The sequence below is a fragment of the Nitrosomonas sp. TNE100 genome, assembly GCF_055387135.1.
In genome coordinates, this window is sequence record NZ_AP040997.1 from 1,365,056 (window position 1) to 1,385,865 (window position 20,810).

Consider the following 20,810-nt stretch of genomic DNA (forward strand, 5'->3'; position numbering starts at 1 on the left):
GGAAAGTATCCATGAAGGTATTACAAGTTCGTGCATTGCGGGGACCTAACGTCTGGGGTAAACATACCGCCATCGAAGCTACGCTAGATCTGGAACAGAATAAACATACGCCTAACACTATTTCCTCCCTGGAAGAGCGTTTATGTAACTATTTTCCGGATATTGTGCAGCTGCAGCCAATTAACTGGCAAGAGACAACACCAGCTAATATTCTGGTATTTATTGCACTGAAATTACAAAAACAGGTCGGCTGCCCCGTAAGCTTCAGTTGTGCGGTCAGAATGGCTGAACCGAATATTTGTCGTGTCGTCGTGGAATATACTGAGGAAGCCGTTGGAAGACTGGCATTTGAACAGGCTTTTGCGTTATATCAGGCAGCAGCAGAATCTGCCGCATTTGATGTTGCTGAAACAATAATCCGTTTACATGAACTGTACGAAGACGTCCGTCTGGGGCCCAGCACAAACTCGATCGTGCAGGCCGCTGTCCGACACAATATTCCATACCGTCGTCTGACTGACGGAAGTCTGGTTCAATTTGGCTGGGGAAGCCGGCAGCGGCGTATTCTGGCTTCTGAAAGCGATCAAACCAGCGTGGTGGCAGAATCCGTTGTGCAAGACAAGGATTTGACCAAGATACTTTTACGCGCAGCTGGCATTCCCGTTCCGACCGGGAGACCGGTGACCAGTGCTGATGATGCCTGGGTAGCAGCCTGCGAAATTGGTGCGCCCATCGTTGTCAAACCGCAGGATGGGAACCATGGTAGAGGAGTTACAGCCAATCTCACTGACCGAGATCAGATAAAAACTGCCTATCATGTTGCGGCAGAGGAAAGCAGCAGTATATTGGTTGAGCGTTACGTAAGCGGATACGATTACCGATTGCTGGTCGTAGGCAACAAGTTGGTTGCGGCAGCAAGACGTGATCCACCTCAGGTTGTCGGTGATGGTATTCATAATATTGCCTGGCTGGTGGATCAGATCAATAGCAACCCGTTGCGCAGCGAAGGCCATGCAAATCTGTTGACCAAAATTCATCTGGATGAAATTTCTCTTGCACACCTTGCGTCGCAAGGATTGAGCGCTACCTCTGTCCCTGAAAAAGAGGGGAAAATAGTATTGCGTAACAACGCCAATCTCTCTACCGGGGGGACAGCAAGGGATGTAACGGATGAAGTTCATCCGGATATTGCTGATTGCGCAGTGATGGCTGCTCGAATGGTTGGCATTGATATCTGTGGTATCGACGTAATATGCAGCAACATCTCGCGACCACTGGAAGAACAGGGTGGCGCAATCATCGAAATCAACGCTGCACCGGGTTTGCGCATGCATCTACAACCTTCATACGGCAAGCCACGCGCAGTAGGAGAAGCCATCATCAATCATCTGTTTACACAGGATGAAGATGCCCGTATTCCAGTGATCGCCGTAACCGGCACCAATGGAAAAACCACTACGGCACGCTTGATTGCCAACATACTGGAACACAACCGGATGCGGGTTGGTATTGCCTGCACGGATGGTGTATTTGTTAATAATCAGTGTGTAGATACGGGCGATTGTAGCGGCCCCAAGAGTGCCAGGAATATTCTGTTTCACCCCGATGTTGATGCTGCAGTACTGGAAACCGCACGTGGCGGTATTCTGCGTGAAGGTTTGGGTTTTGATTATTGTGATGTGGCGGTTGTCACAAATATTGGCCGGGGGGATCATCTTGGTCTGGCTAACATTAATACAGCCGAGGAATTGGCTGCTGTCAAACGCACTATCGTGGAAAACGTCAATCCGGAGAAAGGCGTTGCCGTGTTAAATGCTGACGATCCCCTGGTTCTCGGTATGGCAAGCCACTGCCCGGGTTCTGTCACATTCTTCTCCTGCAATAGCCGTCATCCGGTGATTCTGGAACAGCGCATCCAGGGAAAACGTGTAATCTACTTGGAAGAACAACATATTGTTGTAACGGAAGCCGGAACTGAACGACGAATATCACTCAGCAACATCCAGTTGACGAAGAATGGAATGATCAGCTTCCAGATTGAGAATGTCATGGCGGCTATCGGTGCAGGATTAGCATCCGGGCTGGATTGGTCAATTATTTGCGCAGGCTTGGCTGATTTTGTTAGTGATGCGCAGACTGTCCCAGGCAGATTTAATCTGTTTAATTATCGTGAAGCCACGCTAATTGCGGATTACGGACATAACCCGGATGCGATGGAAGCACTGATATGTGCCATTGATCATATCCCGGCCAAGAAACGTACAGTCGTCATCAGCGCAGCAGGAGATCGCCGAAATGAAGATATTCGGCTACAAACGCAGATTCTGGGTGATGTATTTGACGAAGTTGTTTTGTTTCAGGATAAATGCCAGCGTGGACGTGCTGATGGCGAAGTGCTTGGGTTATTGCGAGAAGGCCTGGAAAATGCAAAACGCGTACGCAAAGTCAGTGAAATTCGTGGTGAGTTCAAGGCGATTGATACCGCATTGACCAATCTGGAAGCCGGGGAGCTTTGCCTTATTCTGATCGATCAGGTGGAGCAGGCGCTTGGATACATCCACTCTCGTATTGCCGCTGATGCTCGTATTGCCGTTGCCTGACAATGACAAAAGAAAAACCGCCTGTGAAGCAATACTCGGAATTCAGGCGGTTTTATTATGCTGCTATCCTGAAGAGGATATTTCATGGAGCCCTGAAACACGCAGCCCCATGATGCTGCAGTTACGTAATGTTATTACAGAGTAGCTTATCTGACCAGGATATTGTCACCCTTGCCAGCTTCCGGATCAGCATCATCACTGAACATAATTACAGCGATTGCACCAGTCAATGCATGATTCATGGCATGGTCAACGATTGCATTAGCACCTGCAACTGGAGAAATCAGATCAAGCGTTGCCGCATCGCCTGGCCCAATTGTATAGGACTGCAATGCATACTGGACATTCTTGGGATTTCCACTGGGGTAGACATTTTCCCAGATCCCAGCGATAGGATGCAGTGAGGAAAACTCATTGGGTCCAGCGTTGACAAAGTAGATACGAACCCGCTCACCCGGCTTGGCTTGCAACCAGCGTGTCGCTTCCGGGTCATGTACCGGATCGTATTTGAAGACGCCGCCATTAAAAACGGCATTAGACCACTGATTCTTCATCATGGCTGTTTTGTCATCCGGATTTTCGTAGTGCTCGGCCTGAATCAGCACATATTCACGATCAGCCTTAGGCAAAGCATTCTCATCCTTCGGATCGACAATAATAACGCCATACATACCACGCGCAATATGCTGAATCATTGGATCCGAACCACAGTGATAAAAGAATACACCGGGATTATCAGCAGTAAAGGTGAATTTTTTTGTTTCGCCTGGTTTGACAGAATCAAAATCCGTCATTACATCCACTCTGGCGGCATGAAAATCCATGCTATGTGAGTTTTTATTGCTTTCTTCATTCACCAGAGTAAATTCGACTGTGTCACCTTCAGTAACACGCACAACCGGACCCGGTACAACACCGCCAAAGGTCCACGCATGATAGGTGCTGCCCTTATTATCGTAGGCCACATCTTTTTCCACTGCATGGATCGTGACCGGTACTGTTTTAGCTACAGCTTCTGCATGAAATCCTGGCAGGGCAACACTGGCTGCCAGCGCAGCAAAGCTTGCATTAAATAATTTTTTATATTTCATATTGTTTTTTCTTCCTCTACTTTATTTACAGATCAACTTTTAATTAATTTGAACCACACTTACAGATATGACGCAGGTAGGCGGCCAGCTGATCAACCTCTTCATCACTGAAAATTTCTCCCCAGGCTGGCATCAACACTGATTTATTGGCGGCAAGACCTCCTTTCTTGATTACTTCAATAATCTCGTCGTTGGGAATATCACCCATACCCTTTGGATCACTGTGATCGCGCGGCTGAACAGATATAAAAGTACTGTTAAGACCATTGCCATCACGGTCGGCACCATGGCATTGTGCACAATACGTATCGTAGAGTTTTTCGGCATGTTTAAACTGGTCATCCGCTGCAGAAGCTGGCGTAGCTAGTGATCCTAAAAAGATCAAACTCATTCCTGCAAGCAGTAAAACAGAACGACTGATATTCATTATTTACCCTCCTTTCCTTTCAGTTGAGCAATATAGCCGGTAAGATTCTGCAGATCCTGCTCGGAAATTTTGAGTTTTGGCATCCAGATACCCTTATCAATTTTCTGCGGATCTTTGATATAGCTGTAAATGAAATCAGGCTGTAAACGGTCACCGGCTGTTTCTAGACTCGAGCCAGACAATCCACCCTTTCCACCACCGATTGAATGGCAGGCATAACAGCCACGCAGTTTGGTGAAGAGCATTTTTGCCATTGGGGATGGTTTCTTGTCCGCATCGTATTTTCCTGTCTCAATCAATCCTTCTGGTCCTTTCAGGGCCATCAAGGCATCAGCAGCTGCTTCAGCATCGGCCTGTGCCAGTTTTGGATGTACCGTGAGCGTAGACTCATCCACAACATCCCCCTTATCGCCCTTCTTGATATGTTTGCGATAGAATTCACCAGCCGGGCGAATTCTGACCGGATCCTGCAGCCATTTCACTAGCCATGGCTTATTAAATTTAACTCCGGCGTAATAAAGATCCGGCCCTTTACGTTCCCACAAACGATCTAGGGAAGTATTTTCCGGCTGAGTCAGCGCATGGCAGGAAGCACATTGTGACTGCAGTATTGCGGAACCGTCCGCAGCAGAAGCTGTTAGCGATGATGCAAGAAAACCCGCACCAACCATCGCCGCAAGCAAATAGGCTTTCATCATATTTCTTCTCCTTTGGTTGTTGTGTTACACATACACATCATTCTTCGATGAGTTCTCCTTTGAAGACTTTCGAATTATGCATTCCGAAGTCTTTTTTCAGAGATTCTTCATAGTAGAAATCAGGTACAAATTTTTTGTCTTTCCATACATAGAAATCGTGGTCAAGTCCGACTTCCTCATACTCGATGGTTGTCATAATTCCACCGTCAGGCTTATCTCCATTGGTAGTATGCGTATCAACGTGATCATGTATCATCCATAAACCAGGGTTATCCATATTGATGATAACGTCATAACGCTCGCCCGGCCCAATAAGAACAGTGTCGGCCTTAATTGGACTTTCCAAAGGAAAACCATCCTTGAATACGATGTTAGAGATGTGGCCATGAGTATGAATGGAATGAACTTGATCACCTGCACCAAAGATGCGCAGCCTTATGACATCTCCTTTTTTGACTCGTATAGGTTGCGTTTCAGGAAAAGATTTGGCGTTAATCGTGTAATAATCGAATACATCTCCCGGAATACCGCCCTCACCCGGTTTGTTCGCCCAAGCTGATACCCAATCAGAAAGCATCATGATGTATTCTTTGGTTACTGTTTTCTCGATTGGAAGAGGATTCTTCGGCTCCACAATGAGTGGCCCCCACATGCCGCGCATGGTGACGTGTTCGTTCACATTGACGTGACAGTGGTACCACATGGTGCCGGAAGGTTCAGCCTTGAATTTGTAAGTAAACGTATCACCGGGCTCTATCGCATGCTGAGTGGCGTGAGGCACACCATCGTTCTGCCAGGTACCGCGCTGAAGCATGCCGTGCCAGTGGATGGTATGCGGCAGCGTGGTCATGTTGGTTACATTTACTACAACGTCATCGCCTTCCTTGACGTGAATAAGCGGCGCTGGAACCTGGCCATTGAAGGCAAATGTGTGAAAATCTCTCTTGCCGACTAGAACGATCCGGGTGTCTTCGATTGACATATCGAATTCACGTTTTTCGGCCCAGCTTGTTGCAGGAATCATCACCAGTGCATACAGTCCAATAACGATGCTGATGATGAATCGGTAATGCGAAAATATCGAATTTGAATTTCTCATAAATCGGTCCTTTTAGTGTATATTTAATACGCCTTTGATGCACAAAACTCTCTTACTTTTAGATACATACTGTGTTAATACCTCATCAGCACTTGATAGATCCCTCCTTACAGCGATAAAGATATATTTAAAATGTATCTTTGTGCGGATTTTACTTATATCAATCTAATTGTCAATAACTTTTATCGGGGGGAAAACGAAATAATCAGCCCGGTGCTCCCGGTATCTATGCTTTCCGGGCTAAAATAAAATGTGGGGGTATGTTGTCATCCGCGCCTATTATTAAAGGGGGTATGCCTCATGAAACTGACGAATTACAGTGATTACGCTTTGCGTATCCTGATTTATCTCGGTTTGAAAAGAGAGAAATTATCTACTATTACTGAAATATCCGATTGTTATCGCATTTCACGTAATCATGTCGTCAAGATCGTGCATCATCTGGGTCAGCTCGGTTACCTGGAAACGCTACGTGGAAAACACGGGGGTATCCGTCTGGCACGAGCACCTGAAATGATCAATATCGGTGAAGTCATGCGTCATACGGAAACTTCTATGGATCTCGTTGAATGCTTCAGCGATCAGAATGCATGTATTATCTGCGACAGTTGTGTGTTGCGCTCAATCATCGCGGAAGCGCTCGCGGCGTTCATGACCGTGCTTGATAGCTATACTCTGGCTGATCTGATGGTTCCCAAACGTCAATTAAAAAAGCAACTGCAAGTCATGGGAATGTTCGATAACCTAACGGATCAATCAAACTGAAAGTCATAAAATAGATCAACTGCGCTATCATCTCCTGCCCGGGTTACCACTGAAACATGAGGAAATAAACTGTAGGTCAGCTTGGCGACCCCGGCCGATGCGGAAGTCAACCCATGCTCGAAACTCAGGTAGGCGCGTGATGAAAGCCGTTTACCGATCATACCCACCTGGTCGGTTAAAGAACCGCCCTCCTGCTGCCGGATTGAAAAATCATCAATACCCAACCCTTGGGTAATACTGTCCAGAACACCCTCATCAGATCCTCCCAGAATGCTACCGGCTGCACTCAACAATAATCCGCTGTCCAGGCCGCTTTTATCGGTAGGTCGCCCCAGTACGATCCAGGACAGCTTCTCTGAATCGGGAACCTCGGGTTGTGATACCAGCTTGATTTTGGGTTGTCTCACTGTCCCTGTTATTTCTATGCCCGCTTCTACCTGCAAACCGCTACGCACCGCCAAGATATTGAGTCCTGGATTATCAAGCGGCCCATCAAAATTCACAATTCCACGCCGGACGAGCAAGTTCTGGCTGTATGCCCCAAAATGGGTGTCACGAGTTGCAATAGTTCCCACTGCATTGAGTAATCGTCCCGGTTCACTGTGCAGACGTAACTGTCCAACCAGCCGCCCCTCCAATCCTGAAGCACGCAGAAAGAACCGCTCTCCTAAATCCAGTGTTGCATCCAGATTTATTTTAAAAACCTGTGATTCTGGCTCGGAATCAGTCTTGCCCGTAATGATGATATCCTCTGCCAAGTTAGGCGTTCCGGCCTCCGGCTGCTTGATAAAGCCAACATCCGTCATGATTTTTCCGGTAACATCAAGCACGTTATCACTGAAACCAACCAAACTGGTTCCAGAAACGACGATCCAGCGATCTTCTTGTTGTGCAACAGGCAAATGATCAATTTCAATGGCAAGATTACTTTGCTGGTTATGGATATTCACACTACCATGCGCACTTAGCCGGCCAGACTTCTGCGTCAACTTCAGTCCTTTAAGCAATTTATCCTTCGTGGGTTTCTCAAGTGGCGCAGTAAAATTGAGCGTTTCAAGCAAAACTCTATCCTGGTTAAAATCCACAGCAAGCTTGCCTTCTTTTAATTGCAACCCCTGATCCAGCAGCGCAATCACCAATGCATCTCCTGTTACACTGCCCTGCAGCTCTGGTTGTTCAAGCGTTCCTGCCAGCCGAGCGTGTGCAGCAAGCTGACCTTCGCTACGCAGATTGTCGCCTATAACCGAGCCGACCCAGGTGAGATCAGGCAGATTCAGGTGCAGATCTCCATTCAGCGGGGCATTTTTCTGAATTTCCCAGATAGAACCGGCTGGTTGCAACGGGACACTAACCCTCGCCGTGGCTTCGCCGACGTGCGCCCCGCGAATAACCAACTGTCCGTTTAGATTATTATTTTCAGCTAGCAGATTGAATGCAAGCGTTTGTAAACCCAATGCAAACGGAGTTTCTGTCGGCAGGATAAAGTCCCCTTTTTCTCGCTGTACATGCAAACGCCCGGTTAATTGCTGATCAGCCGCAAACTGCCAGTCTCCGCCCAGTTTCAGAGGTTCATAATTTTTTGGGGACAGCCCGCCCGATTGCAATGCAATACCGGAGAAATTACCCCGGGTAGACCATTGTTTGGGGGTCCAGTGTGCATCAAGAATATTAATATCGCCCGCAATAACCTTTATATGAGTATGCCCCAATACAACCGCCTCCGGACTGATCCGGACGCTTGGCTGAGTTACCAGATCGAGGGGTACCGAGCCAGTCAGAGCAAGTTTATTAATGATCCCATCCCATTGGAAATGCTGCGTATCTCCGGGACGGGTGATCAATCCTCCTTTTGCCTGAAATTGTGCTTCAGTCGTTTGGTCAATCTGGCTGTTGATCAATAGCTGGTGATTTGATTGAGTCCCATCCAGTCCAACTGATAATTGCTGCAAGAATATTTCTGTGCCTTTTTGATAGGCTCCTGTCTGGAGATCAAGTTGAATAACGGTTCCACGCAAACTGCCTTTGGCTTTGAGTTGGGCAAGTTGATGTTCTTCATGAAAATTGAAATGATTTGAATTAAGCTCAAATGCCACATCCGGACGATCAATCTTACCGCTTAGCTCAATCCGGGAATGCATATCGCCTTGCAGCCCGAATCCGATCTGAGTCAATTTGGGTGCGGCCAGTACCACTGACAGATGATCTTCTGCGTTTCCTAATGCCCCCTTTATCTCAAGCTGATTATCCCCCAGATGCAAGCGGGCATCACTTTTAACCCGCCTGGATTGCAGCAAAGCCAAAGTTCCTTGGCCAGTTACTGGCTGGTTAGAGAAGTGACTTTGATCAATCGAGAAATTAATATTAGCAATCGGTTGTGGTGCCAGCTGCCCCCCCAGATTAAATTTGGCATTGAGATTGGAGGATGGCACATCAGCAAATGCAGAAATGTCAAACTGCTTGAGTAATCCCTCAAACGTAAAAGGCTGCGATTCATCCAGTTGTAATACACCGTGACCTGACAGACTGGAATCCCCTCGGGCGAGATCAAGTTTTTCGACGGTGATGACTGAAGCAGCACGCGCCAATGCCATATCTATGTCCATTTGCAACGCTTCATCACGCAACTTGATCGTTCCATGCTGAGCATCCTGATCGCCTGCAAAATGCAGATTTCCAGACAAATTTGCTGGATGTAAACCACTTTTTAAAGAGGCTGGATTCAATTGCCGGACTTGAATGTCTGCCTGCCCTGTTTTAGTGCTGATTTGCCAGTTGGCTTTTCCTGTCAGGCTACCAGGCACAGCTTCCTGTTCAGACAAACGTAGCGCGATATCATCCAGATGAATGTCATCACCAGTAAATAAAAACTGTAAACGCATATCTTTCAATGGGATACCTTCCTGACCCAGTGGGCGTGCTATAGTATTACTAACAGTAATACGCCCTTCCAGGCGCTCAGCCTGGGTTTGCTCAAGATAACTGCGAATACTCAGATCAGCTTTGGGCAGATCTGGAGAAAAAACATGAGGATTCAGCCCATTGAATACTAGACGGGCATCAAGTAAAGGTAATTTATCAAAAGGATGAATGGTAAAAATGCCAGCCCCATTCAATTCACCATCCTTTACAGCCAGCTTTGCCCTTATCTGTTGTAAGTTACCACTCAGTTTAAGAACCGCATGACTTGGTTTATTATCAGCATTGACAGCATTCGCCCAACTGTAAAACACCAGTTGTGACATCAGATCAAATGGTGGATCGGGGGCAATCTCCAGGTTACCTGCAATCTTTCCCTGCTCCAGTTCAAGTGCCAGTGTTTGCAGACGATGGCGTTTGCCATCACTGTCCAGCCGAAGGACAAGATCGGATATCTCCAGATCGGGCTGATCATTACCCAATGTATAGGTCTTGAGTGAGCGGATACCCAATTTTTCGATTACCATGCCAATTGGCAGCGACAGGCTTTCGGGTTGTGTAACTGGCTCTTCCTCTTCTTCAGATGGTGCGTTATGTACTTCAACTGATTGAATGGTCAGCGCTTCAATCAAAAGATTACCCATCAGCAAACGTTGTGGTTGCCAGCGAAAATCCAGATTTTCTACCCGAGCATCCAGCTCATCATTTTTGAAAGTGATTGTTTGTGCATGAAAAGCATGCTGCAAACTGCCGGATATACCCGAAAATGTCAGCGCGCCATTCGTGGCTCGGGAAGCAGTTGCAAACAACCAGTGTAGGCCAGAAGAAGTAAAAACCAGCCAATACAAACCACTTGTCATGGCCAGCATCAACGCTGCCAGCATTCCCGAAAACCATTTTCTGAAACGCCGTGGAGATTTCACAGAAGATTGCGATACCGGATTTTTGTTATTTATCTGATGATCCATATCAGAACGCCACTGCAATGGAGAAATGCACCCGTAATGTGCCGGTATCATGCCGCCTAGCCAGATCCAGTGCAAACGGGCCGGCCGGGCTGCGCCAGCGTGCACCCACCCCGTAACCTAGCGCTAGTTTAAAATCTTCCCACCTGTCTGCCGCATCACCCGCATCAACAAATGCCGCCCCACCCCAGTCGTTCGAGAACCAGTGAACATATTCAGCTGTTCCAGTTGCCACAACACGTCCACCAACAATAGCATTTCCTTCACGCACGCCCAGACTCAGAAAATCGTAACCCCGGATAGATTGAATGCCCCCGGCGCGGAACAGGTATTCCTGCGGGATCCCCTGACGCGATGAAGCCAGGGTATAGCCAGCTTCTGCACGGAAATACAATGTATCCCGCCGGCCGACAGGAAACCACTGCTGATGCCGGAGGTAGCTGCGGACAAAGTTCCGATCAGACAGCACGTAGCTGGAACCGCCACCCAGTCGCACCTCTGAAACAAAACCACTGTGAACATTTACCGGATCGTCAATATCGTGGTAGCGATACCATGAATCCAGCGCCAGGGTTTCATTCACGGTATTGGGTGCGCCAGAAGGTTCCCGTTCCTCGCGTTGCCAATTGACGCCCACTTTCAAAATGGAATGAGCCGTGGTTCGTATCCTGGAAAAATCCACACGCTGATTAAAGGTTTTCAGGTTTTTGATATCGGTCTTCTCGACGCGTACACCGGATGAATACCGATAACGATTGGCATCCGGCAAAGTATCTACTCTTGCAGAAAATGTCTGGCGTTTTTGTTCCAGGCGCAACAGGCTGCCCAGATTCCAGGCACGCCCCAAAAAATTGTAATCTTGATAATTGATTTCACCACGTGCGCCATTGTTGGAGCTGTAGCCAATGCCTGCACCAACGTGTTTGGATTTTGCCTCAGTCAATATGACTATTACCGGCACAGCCTCGTGCAAAGCGGGATCTGGTTTGATCGTAACAGCCGCCGAATTAAATAGCTGACTATTCTGCAGCGCCACCTGAAAAGCCAACAATTGATCCCGGCGATAGGGATCACCCGGGCGGAAAGGCATACTGTTTTGAATTACATCCGGTTGATAGCGTTCCAGACCAGTAATCTGCAGCTCTCCATAACGAAATGCCGGGCCGGAATCAATGATGATCGACAAGGTTGCCTGGGCGGTATCGGGATCCACTCTTGCATAACTCTCAACGATACGAGCAGTGGCATAATCTCTGTCCGCTACGTTGGAGAGTAAAGCAGATTTGGCATCTTCCCAGCGTGCACTGCGAAAAACCTTACCTGGCTTCAGCGTCCACCCGGCACGCAACTGCTCTACCCGTATATGCTGTTCGGGCTCATCTGCCGCCAGATTTCCCTGAAATTCGATGGACACAGCAGCGACACGTGTGCGGGGACCAGGTGTAACGCGCAATTCATACGCCTTATTATTTTCCCGTTCATTAAATTCGATTTCAGGGGTAAAGTACCCTTCTGTTGCCAGCAGCTCAGTGGATTCCTGTTTTATTTTACGTGCATAAGCTGCCTGACTGATTTCATCCTTGAATGGCTTGGCCGGAGGAGTAATATATTTTTCCAGCAGCTTTTTGGCAGTTGATGGTGCAATAATCGTCACTTCAACAGGATCCGATTTCTTTTCCTTTTCCGTATCCTTGCTAATGGCGGAAGCTGCCAAAGCGGTGCCGCAGCAGGACAAATACAACAAACAGAGTAACAACAACCCAGCACGCCAATTACATTCTGCCTGATAAAAAAACTTGTCCAGCCTATTCATACAGGCGAAACAATATTTGAGCATATACCACGAATACATATCCTGTTTGCTTGAGACACTGGTATAAATTTTTGTGGCGAAAGGGAAATTCATGGATAGCAGGCTGCGATAAGTGGCACCCATTTTACAATAAGAGGACAACATGTCTGTATCAAGACTATTCCAGCAGGATTGTCGTGACTGCCCACGTCTGGCACAGCATCTGGATCAGGTTAAAACGGATCACCCAGATTATCATGCTCGGCCAGTTGCTCCCTTCGGAGATACTTCAGCAAAGTTGCTGATCATCGGGCTCGCACCCGGATTGCATGGCGCCAACCGGACCGGCCGTCCGTTTACCGGTGATTACGCTGGTATCCTACTGTATCAAACATTACATAAATTTGGTTTCGCCAACCGCAGCAAATCTGTTGCGGTTGACGATGCACTTCGCCTGATTAACTGCCGGATAACCAATGCAGTCAAATGTTTACCACCTGCCAATAAACCACTACCGGCAGAAATACGACAGTGCAATATTTTTCTGGCATCTGAATTGCATGATTTTGTAAGCAATGGCGGGCAGGCATTACTGGCGCTGGGAACGGTTGCCCATCAGGCTACATTAACAGCATTGCAACTCCGAAAAACAGATTATCCCTTTAGTCATGGCGCTGTTCACCCTGTTGCAGGAAGATTGAGGCTTTATGACAGCTATCATTGCAGTCGCTACAATACCCAGACCAAACGCCTGACAGAACCCATGTTTGAACAGATTTTCGACAGAATTTGTCAGGATATGGCTGCAACTTGATAAATAACAGGAGAGTAAAGATGCCTTATGTAAATATCCGGCTGGCCGGTACGCTGACCAACGAACAAAAACAGCAGATCACCACTGAAATTACCGACACGCTGGAACGTATCGCACACAAGCCTAAATCTTACGTTTATATTGCCTTTGATGAAATGCCGCATGAAAGCTGGGCAATCGGCGGCCGGCTGCTGGGCAGCGATAAGTAACAAGGTACCTGTCTTGCCGGATTCCTCTTTCGACGGTAAAGCGTTTGTTCTGACGCTCCCTTCTCAACCGGGCGTATATCGCATGCTGAATGCGGCCGGCGATGTGATTTATGTAGGCAAAGCCATTGATCTGCGGAAAAGGGTGTCATCCTATTTTCAAAAATCGAATCTGTCACCGCGTATTCAGCTCATGGTATCGCAGATTACAGGGATTGAGACGACAGTCACCCGCTCCGAAGCGGAAGCGCTGCTGCTTGAAAACAACCTGATCAAAAGCCTTGCGCCCCGCTACAACATCCTGTTCCGGGATGACAAATCCTACCCTTACCTGCTACTGACGAATCATGCTTTTCCCAGGCTGGCGTTTTATCGCGGTGCACTGGATAACCGTCATCAGTATTTTGGCCCATTTCCCAATGCAGGCGTGGTCAAATCCAGCATTCAGCTGCTGCAGAAAGTTTTTCGCCTGCGCACCTGTGAAAATTCGGTGTTTAATAATCGTACACGGCCATGCCTACTTCACCAGATCAAGCGCTGCAGCGCACCATGCGTTAATCTGATCACCCCGGAAGCGTACCAGGAAGATGTCAACAGTGCAGCCCTGTTTCTGCAAGGCAAACAGGACGAAGTATTAAAAACCATAGAACAGAAAATGTTTGAGGCATCGGATCGACAAGCGTATGAACAGGCAGTACTGTTCCGTGACCAAATGCAGGCTTTACGCATGATTCAGGAAAAACAGTTTGTCGACAGCGGCAGAGCACTGGATGCTGATGTTATCGCCTGCACAACCGGGACAGACAAACATACTGTTGCGGTCAACCTGGTCATGATTCGCAGCGGACGACATCTGGGTGACAAAACCTTTTTCCCGCAGAACACACATGAAGACAGTATCAGCACGGTGCTGGAAGCTTTTGTCAGCCAACATTACCTGAATCGCAGCGTTCCACCACTGATCATCCTGGGTAAAAAAATCCGGGTGACACTCCTGCAAAAATTGCTATCTGAACAGGCTGGTCATAAAGTCACCCTGACGATCAATCCAATTGGAGAACGACGCAAGTGGCTGGACATGGCAACCGAAAATGCGCAACTGGCGCTACAGCAAAAACAGATCCAGCAAGCCAGCCAGGAAGATCGGTTGCAGGCACTGCAGGAGGTTTTGAATCTGCCAGGTCTAGCACGTATCGAATGTTTTGACATCAGCCATACCATGGGAGAAGCAACGATTGCCTCCTGCGTGGTGTATGACCATTATGCCATGCGTAACGGCGAATATCGGCGTTATAACATTACCGGCATCACGCCGGGAGATGACTATGCAGCGATGCGTGATGTACTACAACGACGCTACGCAAAGATAGCCATGGAAGAAGGCAAGCTACCCGATCTGATCCTGATTGATGGTGGCAAAGGACAAATAAGCGTTGCCAGCGAAGTAATGATAGAACTGGGGCTCAATGATATTCCATTGGTAGGTGTGGCAAAAGGCGAAGCACGCAAGCCAGGACTGGAACAGCTGATCCTCCCCTGGCAGGAAGAAACCTTGCATCTGCCGAATGACCATCCGGCTCTACACCTTACCCAACAGATTCGTGATGAAGCACACCGTTTTGCCATCCAGGGACATCGGGCAAAACGTGCCAAGACCCGTAAAACCTCCTCTCTTGAACAGATTGCCGGCATTGGCAGCAAACGCCGTCAGAACCTACTCACCCGCTTTGGTGGACTTAAAGGTGTCAAGAATGCCAGCATCGAAGAATTACAGCAGACAGAAGGTGTCAGTCGGGCGCTGGCTGAAAAAATTTACCGGGAATTACGCTGACAAGGCGACTTAAACCCAGAAACTGCATCACCAACAGAAAGCTATTCTCGATGAAGTCGCACACGCCATTGCCAATAACCTAAGCTCTGATAAGGCCCTTCAGGCGTTCCTGGACAACTTGTCAACTTTGGCCAAACGTTTAAAGACCCGTACTACGGTAATTTAAATCGCTGGTTAATACAGTCACAAGGCGTAAACTCCTGCAACCGGGTGCACTTCAGTACTTCGTAAATCGCTGACCGACTGATGTAAAAACGTTTTGCAAGCCATGTTACTTCCAAAGTCGGGTTTGATAAAGACTCAACCTTTTTCAAGGGATACCATGATATACAAGATCGGGTGGTTGCTTATCACAGCCACGCTGGGCGGGTGTGCTGTCGGCCCGGATTATCACCCTCCCCTCCCTGGAGTTCCCGATTCCTGGCAAGCTGAAAAAGAAGAGACTGTCGAATGGCAAAGTATGTCTGTGCAGCCGATTGATCAACAAGTATTGAAACACTGGTGGAAAAATTTCAATGATCCCCGACTGGATAGTCTGATAGATCGGGCATTATCGGGTAATTTCGATCTCAAAATCGCACTGTCCCGTATTGACCAGGCCCGTGCTGAGCGTAGCGCCATTCGCGCCGGGTTATTTCCGAGTGTCAATGCAGCAGCAAATGTCCAGCGCAGTCATAATCCCTTTCCTGGTTTCGCACCCGATATCAAATTCAATTTGTTCGAGCTGGGATTCGATGCTTTGTGGGAAATCGATCTGTTCGGTCGTCTGCGCCGCCAGCTGGAAGCTGCTTCCGCCGATCTGGATGCCGTCAATATTCAGTACGGTCAGGCGCTGGTAACTTTGACAGCCGATCTGGCACGTAGCTATATCGAATACCGTAGTTTTCAGAATCAGCTGCGCATTACTCGCGCAAACCTGGCCGCTCAGCAGACCACACAGGAATTAACCGAGAAACTCTTCAAGGCAGGTGTCGGTACTCGTTATGATGCGGTGCGAGCACGCGCACAGACCGAAACTACCAAGGCTCAGATTCCTGATTTAGAGGGAAGCCTAGTTGCTGCGTTACGGCAGTTGGAGAGGTTGACAGGGCAGCAGCCGGGTACACTTACTGCTATCCTGAGTGGATCGAACGCCATGCCTATGGCACCCAGACATGTCATCCTGGACTCACCCGCTGCAGCCATTCGCCACCGCCCAGATCTTCGTACTGCTGAGCGTCGACTCGCTGCTGCAACAGCGCTACAAGGTGCCGCAATCGCAGAATTATTCCCACGGCTGTCACTATCGGCTTTTTTGGGTCTGCGTAATACTGAACTCGATGCACTGTTTAAATCGGCTGCATTTTCCTATAACACCGCTGCCGGTCTCTTGCAGCCACTGCTCAATTTTGGTCGTATCCGGGCTGGGATTGATCTGGCCAATGCGCGGCAACAGGAAGCCTATTTGATATTCGAAAAAACCATACTGGAAGCGTTACAGGAAATTGAAACTGCCCTAACACGCTATCTCAAGGAAGAAATACGGCGACAGGCACTGGCTCGCTCCGTGACTGATCTGCGCGAAGCTGTCCGATTATCGCAATTGCGTTTTCAGGTAGGAAGCGTATCGTTTCTGGATGTGCTGGATGCTCAACGCACACTTTACAGCGCCGAGATCGACCTTGCTCGCTCCGAAGCAAAAGCCTCGACTAATTTGATTGCGGTTTATAAAGCACTGGGAGGAGGTGCAGACGCGACTGTGCCACCCGTGGAAACCATCTCGGAGAGACAATGAATAAACGAGTGAAATCGGTACTGACTTACATCTTTTCAGCCCTCGTTATCATCACTATCATCGTGGCATGGTGGATACTTCGTCCGGAGGGTCTACCTGATGGCATTGTGGCAGGAAATGGTCGTATCGAAGCAACCGAAATTGATATCGCTACCAAGGCGCCCGGCCGTATTATTGAGATTCTGGCAAGAGAAGGTGATTTTGTGCAAGCCAATATGGTACTGGCGCGAATGGACACGCAGGTGCTGCGTGCTCAGCAGAATGAGGCTGAAGCGCAGGTTCATCGTGCTGAACATGCTTACCAAACAGCAAAGTCCATTGTGATACAGCGTCAGAGTGAGCAAACAGCTGCACGAGCAGTTGTTGCCCAGCGTCAGGCAGAACTGGATGCTGCCCGTAAACGTTTGAAACGCACACAAATACTGGCCGGTGAAGGTGCCTTGGCTCAGCAGGAGCTGGATGATGATCAGGCACGCGTATTGAGTGCACAAGCTGCTGTCAGTGCGGCACAGGCTCAGGTTGCCGCAGCCAATGCCAGTATCGAAGCAGCAGAATCTCAGGTGATAGAGTCACAATCGGTTATTGTTGCTGCCCGGGCCACAGTTGCACGCTTGCAGGCAGACATCGATGACAGTGAATTACGGGCGCCACGTGATGGCCGTGTGCAATATCGTGTGGCGGAACCTGGTGAGGTACTGGGTGTGGGTGGCCGTGTCCTCAATATGGTTGATCTTTCTGATGTTTATATGACTTTCTTCCTGCCGACTGAGGCAGCTGGTAAAGTAGCACTCGGTAGCGATATCCATCTCGTACTTGATGCTGCGCCGGGTTATGTGATTCCGGCCAAAGCCAGTTTTGTCGCCAGTGTTGCTCAATTCACTCCTAAAACAGTAGAAACCGAAAAGGAACGTCTAAAGTTGATGTTTCGTGTCCGGGCGAGAATCGATCCTGAATTGTTGAAACAACATCTTGAGCAAGTTAAGACTGGATTGCCTGGGATGGCTTATGTCAAACTTGATCCTGCGGTAGCATGGCCCGCTGAATTAGAGATCAGGTTATCCCAATGAATGTGGATATTTCTACGAAACCAATCATTCATGTACGGAACGTCAGTTTACGTTACGGTGATAACCTTGCACTCGATGATCTTAACATAGAAATTCCTGCTAATTGTATAGCCGGATTGATCGGCCCAGACGGGGTTGGCAAATCCAGCCTGATGTCATTACTGACTGGTGCGCGGGTAATGCAGCAGGGTCAGATCGAAGTATTAGGAGGCGATATTGCGGATCCGACACATCGTCGTGTTATCTGCCCACGTATTGCTTATATGCCGCAAGGGCTGGGTAGAAATCTGTACCATACGCTATCAGTATTCGAAAATATCGATTTTTTTGGTCGGTTGTTTGGCCACGGACAAGTCGAACGCCACCAGCGTATTGATGAACTGCTTGAAAGTACCGGCCTTGCACCTTTCTGGGATCGCCCTGCCGGTAAATTATCAGGCGGAATGAAACAGAAACTCGGCTTGTGCTGCGCACTGATTCACGACCCCGATTTGCTGGTCCTGGATGAACCGACTACCGGTGTTGATCCACTATCACGCGCCCAATTCTGGGAGCTGATCAGTCGCTTGCGTGGACAACACGCCAATATGAGTGTACTGGTTTCTACCGCCTATATGGATGAGGCAGAACGCTTCGACTGGCTGGCAGCAATGGATGCCGGCAAAATTCTCGCTACCGGTACCGCAGCCGAGCTGCGTGCGTGTACCGATACCGACTCACTGGAAGCAGCTTTCATCCGGTTGTTGCCGGTAGAAAAGCGCAAAGACTACCGGGAAATCATTATTCCGCCACGCAATATCCAGGACAACCAGGAAATTGCCATTGAGGCACGCGATCTGACCATGCGTTTTGGCAACTTTGTCGCGGTTGATCGGGTCAATCTGCATATCTCGCGCGGTGAGATTTTCGGTTTTCTGGGCTCCAATGGTTGTGGTAAATCTACTACCATGAAAATGCTTACTGGCCTGCTACCGCCCAGTGAAGGAGAAGCACGGTTATTTGGTCAGGCCATCGATGTCAGTAATCTGGCCACCCGTAGACGGGTCGGCTACATGTCTCAGGCGTTTTCGCTCTACTCTGAATTAACCGTGCAGCAGAATCTAGAGTTGCATGCAAAATTGTTCCACCTGCCTAATGCCGATATTCCTGGCCGTGTCGCTGAAATGGCAGAGCGTTTTCTGCTCGAGGCAGTCATGGATAGCTTCCCTGATGCTCTGCCACTTGGCATGCGCCAGCGGTTATCGCTGGCAGTAGCCGTTATTCATAAGCCGGATCTTCTGATTCTCGACGAACCTACCTCTGGCGTCGATCCAATAGCACGCGACATGTTCTGGGAGTTGATCATTGGTCTGGCTCGCCGTGATCAGGTAACCATTTTCATTTCTACTCATTTCATGAACGAAGCTGAACGCTGTGATCGTATCTCGCTGATGCATGCCGGCAAGATTCTCGCTAGCGATACCCCTGCTGCGCTGATCGAGCGCAGCGGTCACTCCACACTGGAAGCTACGTTCATTGATTATCTGGAGCAGGCAATAGGTACCAGTGATAAACCGCTGGAACCTCCCATCACCTCTATTACTACCAAATCTGCAGCCACCTCAGAAGATACTCACTCTGTCATTACACTTAATACTCGCTTCAGCCCATTACGCTTGTTCAGTTATACCTTGCGCGAAACACTGGAGCTGCGCCGTGACCCGATTCGCGGCTCCATCGCGTTATTCGGAACGGTATTACTGATGTTCATCATGGGTTACGGTATCAGCATGGATGTCGAGAATCTACGCTTTGCCGTTCTCGATCGCGATCAGACCACACTCAGCCAGAACTATATACTCGATCTCAGTGGCTCACGTTATTTCGTCGAACGACCATTGATCACTGATTATGGTGAACTGGATCAACGTATGCGCAGTGGTGAGCTGAGCCTCGCGCTGGAAATCCCTCCGAATTTTGCACGTGATCTAGCACGCGGCGATAACGTCAAAATCGGTGCCTGGATCGATGGAGCAATGCCCACGCGCGCCGAGAATATACTTGGCTATGTACAGGCGATGCATCAGGGTTGGTTACTTACGCAGGCACGCCATCATGCCACGGGCCATTTACCTGCCGGACTAATGACAATCGAGACACGTTTCCGCTATAACCCTGATGTCAAAAGCTTACCGGCTATCGTCCCCGCAGTGATACCCATGCTGCTGATGCTGATTCCGGCCATGCTCAGTGCACTTAGTGTCGTACGAGAAAAAGAACTGGGCTCTATTCTTAATCTGTATGTCACGCCAGTGACCAGGCTAGAATTTCTCCTTGGTAAGCAGCTTCCTTATATTGCTCTGGGTATGATCAACTTTTTTCTGTTATGCATACTGGCGGTATTCGTTTTCGGTGTGCCACACAAAGGGGATTTTCTGTTACTGACAATAGCAGCACTATTTTATGTGACTGCTGCTACAGGCCTCGGCTTACTAATTTCAGCCTTTACACGCAGCCAGATCGCCGCCATCTTCGCTACATCGCTTGCTACCATCATCCCTTCTTCGCGTTTTTCCGGCATGATCGATCCGGTTTCTTCGTTAGAAGGTGGAGCACGACTGATCGGAGAAATTTTTCCCGCCACTTACTTTCTGACGATTAGCCGAGGCACTTTCTCTAAAGCATTAGGTTTTGCTGAGCTTGGTTCATTGTTACTGCCACTTGCACTTGCCATCCCTATCATCACTATGATGGCAGTTGTGTTATTGAAGAAACAGGAACATTAG

Annotated in this window: 14 protein-coding genes; 8 read left to right on the top strand and 6 right to left on the bottom strand. The window is 48.6% G+C overall.

What is annotated here, in order from left to right:
• Positions 1-11: 11 nt before the first annotated feature.
• A complete protein-coding gene (cphA, locus tag ACZ5EJ_RS06540; RefSeq protein WP_011634456.1) occupies positions 12-2,600 on the top strand; it encodes a cyanophycin synthetase in 2,589 nt (862 codons plus the stop codon).
• 146 nt (positions 2,601-2,746) lie between these two features.
• Here cphA and ACZ5EJ_RS06545 read toward each other — a convergent pair whose 3' ends face one another.
• From ACZ5EJ_RS06545 to ACZ5EJ_RS06560, 4 genes are read right to left on the bottom strand one after another with little or no spacing between them, the layout of a single operon-like run.
• Positions 2,747-3,691: a multicopper oxidase domain-containing protein gene (locus ACZ5EJ_RS06545; RefSeq protein WP_011634457.1), complete on the bottom strand. Its 945-nt coding sequence runs from the start codon at positions 3,689-3,691 to the stop codon at positions 2,747-2,749.
• Between the two features lie 43 nt (positions 3,692-3,734).
• Positions 3,735-4,118, bottom strand: coding sequence for a c-type cytochrome (locus tag ACZ5EJ_RS06550; RefSeq protein ID WP_011634458.1), 384 nt, complete (start codon positions 4,116-4,118; stop codon positions 3,735-3,737).
• On the bottom strand, positions 4,118-4,816 hold the full coding sequence (locus ACZ5EJ_RS06555) for a c-type cytochrome (RefSeq protein ID WP_011634459.1): 699 nt from the start codon (positions 4,814-4,816) through the stop codon (positions 4,118-4,120). Before ACZ5EJ_RS06555 ends, ACZ5EJ_RS06550 begins: the two co-directional genes overlap by 1 nt.
• A 37-nt stretch (positions 4,817-4,853) precedes the next feature.
• The gene (locus tag ACZ5EJ_RS06560) at positions 4,854-5,915 is read right to left on the bottom strand and encodes a multicopper oxidase domain-containing protein (RefSeq protein ID WP_011634460.1); all 1,062 of its coding nucleotides are present in this window, start codon (positions 5,913-5,915) and stop codon (positions 4,854-4,856) included.
• A gap of 300 nt (positions 5,916-6,215) precedes the next feature.
• Between ACZ5EJ_RS06560 and ACZ5EJ_RS06565 the strand changes: the two genes are divergently transcribed.
• On the top strand, positions 6,216-6,680 hold the full coding sequence (locus tag ACZ5EJ_RS06565; RefSeq protein ID WP_011634461.1) for an RrF2 family transcriptional regulator: 465 nt from the start codon (positions 6,216-6,218) through the stop codon (positions 6,678-6,680).
• On the opposite strand, the gene ACZ5EJ_RS06570 is transcribed toward ACZ5EJ_RS06565, so the two are convergent.
• Together ACZ5EJ_RS06570 and ACZ5EJ_RS06575 are read right to left on the bottom strand one after the other, a co-directional pair.
• Entirely contained in the window at positions 6,668-10,519 is a 3,852-nt protein-coding gene (locus ACZ5EJ_RS06570; RefSeq protein WP_464556784.1) for a translocation/assembly module TamB domain-containing protein, read from the bottom strand. The two genes, ACZ5EJ_RS06565 and ACZ5EJ_RS06570, sit on opposite strands and share 13 nt — an antisense overlap.
• A gap of 46 nt (positions 10,520-10,565) precedes the next feature.
• On the bottom strand, positions 10,566-12,374 hold the full coding sequence (locus tag ACZ5EJ_RS06575) for an autotransporter assembly complex protein TamA (protein WP_240142264.1): 1,809 nt from the start codon (positions 12,372-12,374) through the stop codon (positions 10,566-10,568).
• A 142-nt stretch (positions 12,375-12,516) separates the two neighbouring features.
• Here ACZ5EJ_RS06575 and ACZ5EJ_RS06580 point away from each other — a divergent pair, with 142 nt between their 5' ends.
• The 6 genes from ACZ5EJ_RS06580 to rbbA all read left to right on the top strand — a co-directional run bounded on the left by ACZ5EJ_RS06580 (position 12,517) and on the right by rbbA (position 20,810).
• Positions 12,517-13,167 (top strand): uracil-DNA glycosylase, encoded by a 651-nt coding sequence (locus tag ACZ5EJ_RS06580; protein ID WP_074685182.1) that lies wholly within the window; start codon positions 12,517-12,519, stop codon positions 13,165-13,167.
• Between the two features lie 20 nt (positions 13,168-13,187).
• Positions 13,188-13,376, top strand: coding sequence for a tautomerase family protein (locus ACZ5EJ_RS06585; RefSeq protein ID WP_074685180.1), 189 nt, complete (start codon positions 13,188-13,190; stop codon positions 13,374-13,376).
• A 13-nt stretch (positions 13,377-13,389) separates the two neighbouring features.
• On the top strand, positions 13,390-15,204 hold the full coding sequence (gene uvrC, locus ACZ5EJ_RS06590) for an excinuclease ABC subunit UvrC (protein ID WP_074685178.1): 1,815 nt from the start codon (positions 13,390-13,392) through the stop codon (positions 15,202-15,204).
• Positions 15,205-15,526: 322 nt separating this feature from the next.
• Positions 15,527-16,978, top strand: coding sequence for an efflux transporter outer membrane subunit (locus ACZ5EJ_RS06595; RefSeq protein WP_074685176.1), 1,452 nt, complete (start codon positions 15,527-15,529; stop codon positions 16,976-16,978).
• Positions 16,975-18,045: an HlyD family secretion protein gene (locus tag ACZ5EJ_RS06600; protein ID WP_074685174.1), complete on the top strand. Its 1,071-nt coding sequence runs from the start codon at positions 16,975-16,977 to the stop codon at positions 18,043-18,045. The genes ACZ5EJ_RS06595 and ACZ5EJ_RS06600 overlap by 4 nt, the downstream gene beginning before the upstream one ends.
• Positions 18,042-20,810: a ribosome-associated ATPase/putative transporter RbbA gene (rbbA, locus tag ACZ5EJ_RS06605; protein ID WP_074685172.1), complete on the top strand. Its 2,769-nt coding sequence runs from the start codon at positions 18,042-18,044 to the stop codon at positions 20,808-20,810. Before ACZ5EJ_RS06600 ends, rbbA begins: the two co-directional genes overlap by 4 nt.

Coding starts and splice junctions, on each gene's coding strand:
- cphA (WP_011634456.1), top strand. CDS start 12: ATGAAGGTATTACAAGTTCGTGCATTGCGGGGACCTAACGTCTGGGGT.
- ACZ5EJ_RS06545 (WP_011634457.1), bottom strand. CDS start 3,691: ATGAAATATAAAAAATTATTTAATGCAAGCTTTGCTGCGCTGGCAGCC.
- ACZ5EJ_RS06550 (WP_011634458.1), bottom strand. CDS start 4,118: ATGAATATCAGTCGTTCTGTTTTACTGCTTGCAGGAATGAGTTTGATC.
- ACZ5EJ_RS06555 (WP_011634459.1), bottom strand. CDS start 4,816: ATGATGAAAGCCTATTTGCTTGCGGCGATGGTTGGTGCGGGTTTTCTT.
- ACZ5EJ_RS06560 (WP_011634460.1), bottom strand. CDS start 5,915: ATGAGAAATTCAAATTCGATATTTTCGCATTACCGATTCATCATCAGC.
- ACZ5EJ_RS06565 (WP_011634461.1), top strand. CDS start 6,216: ATGAAACTGACGAATTACAGTGATTACGCTTTGCGTATCCTGATTTAT.
- ACZ5EJ_RS06575 (WP_240142264.1), bottom strand. CDS start 12,374: ATGAATAGGCTGGACAAGTTTTTTTATCAGGCAGAATGTAATTGGCGT.
- ACZ5EJ_RS06580 (WP_074685182.1), top strand. CDS start 12,517: ATGTCTGTATCAAGACTATTCCAGCAGGATTGTCGTGACTGCCCACGT.
- ACZ5EJ_RS06585 (WP_074685180.1), top strand. CDS start 13,188: ATGCCTTATGTAAATATCCGGCTGGCCGGTACGCTGACCAACGAACAA.
- ACZ5EJ_RS06595 (WP_074685176.1), top strand. CDS start 15,527: ATGATATACAAGATCGGGTGGTTGCTTATCACAGCCACGCTGGGCGGG.
- ACZ5EJ_RS06600 (WP_074685174.1), top strand. CDS start 16,975: ATGAATAAACGAGTGAAATCGGTACTGACTTACATCTTTTCAGCCCTC.
- rbbA (WP_074685172.1), top strand. CDS start 18,042: ATGAATGTGGATATTTCTACGAAACCAATCATTCATGTACGGAACGTC.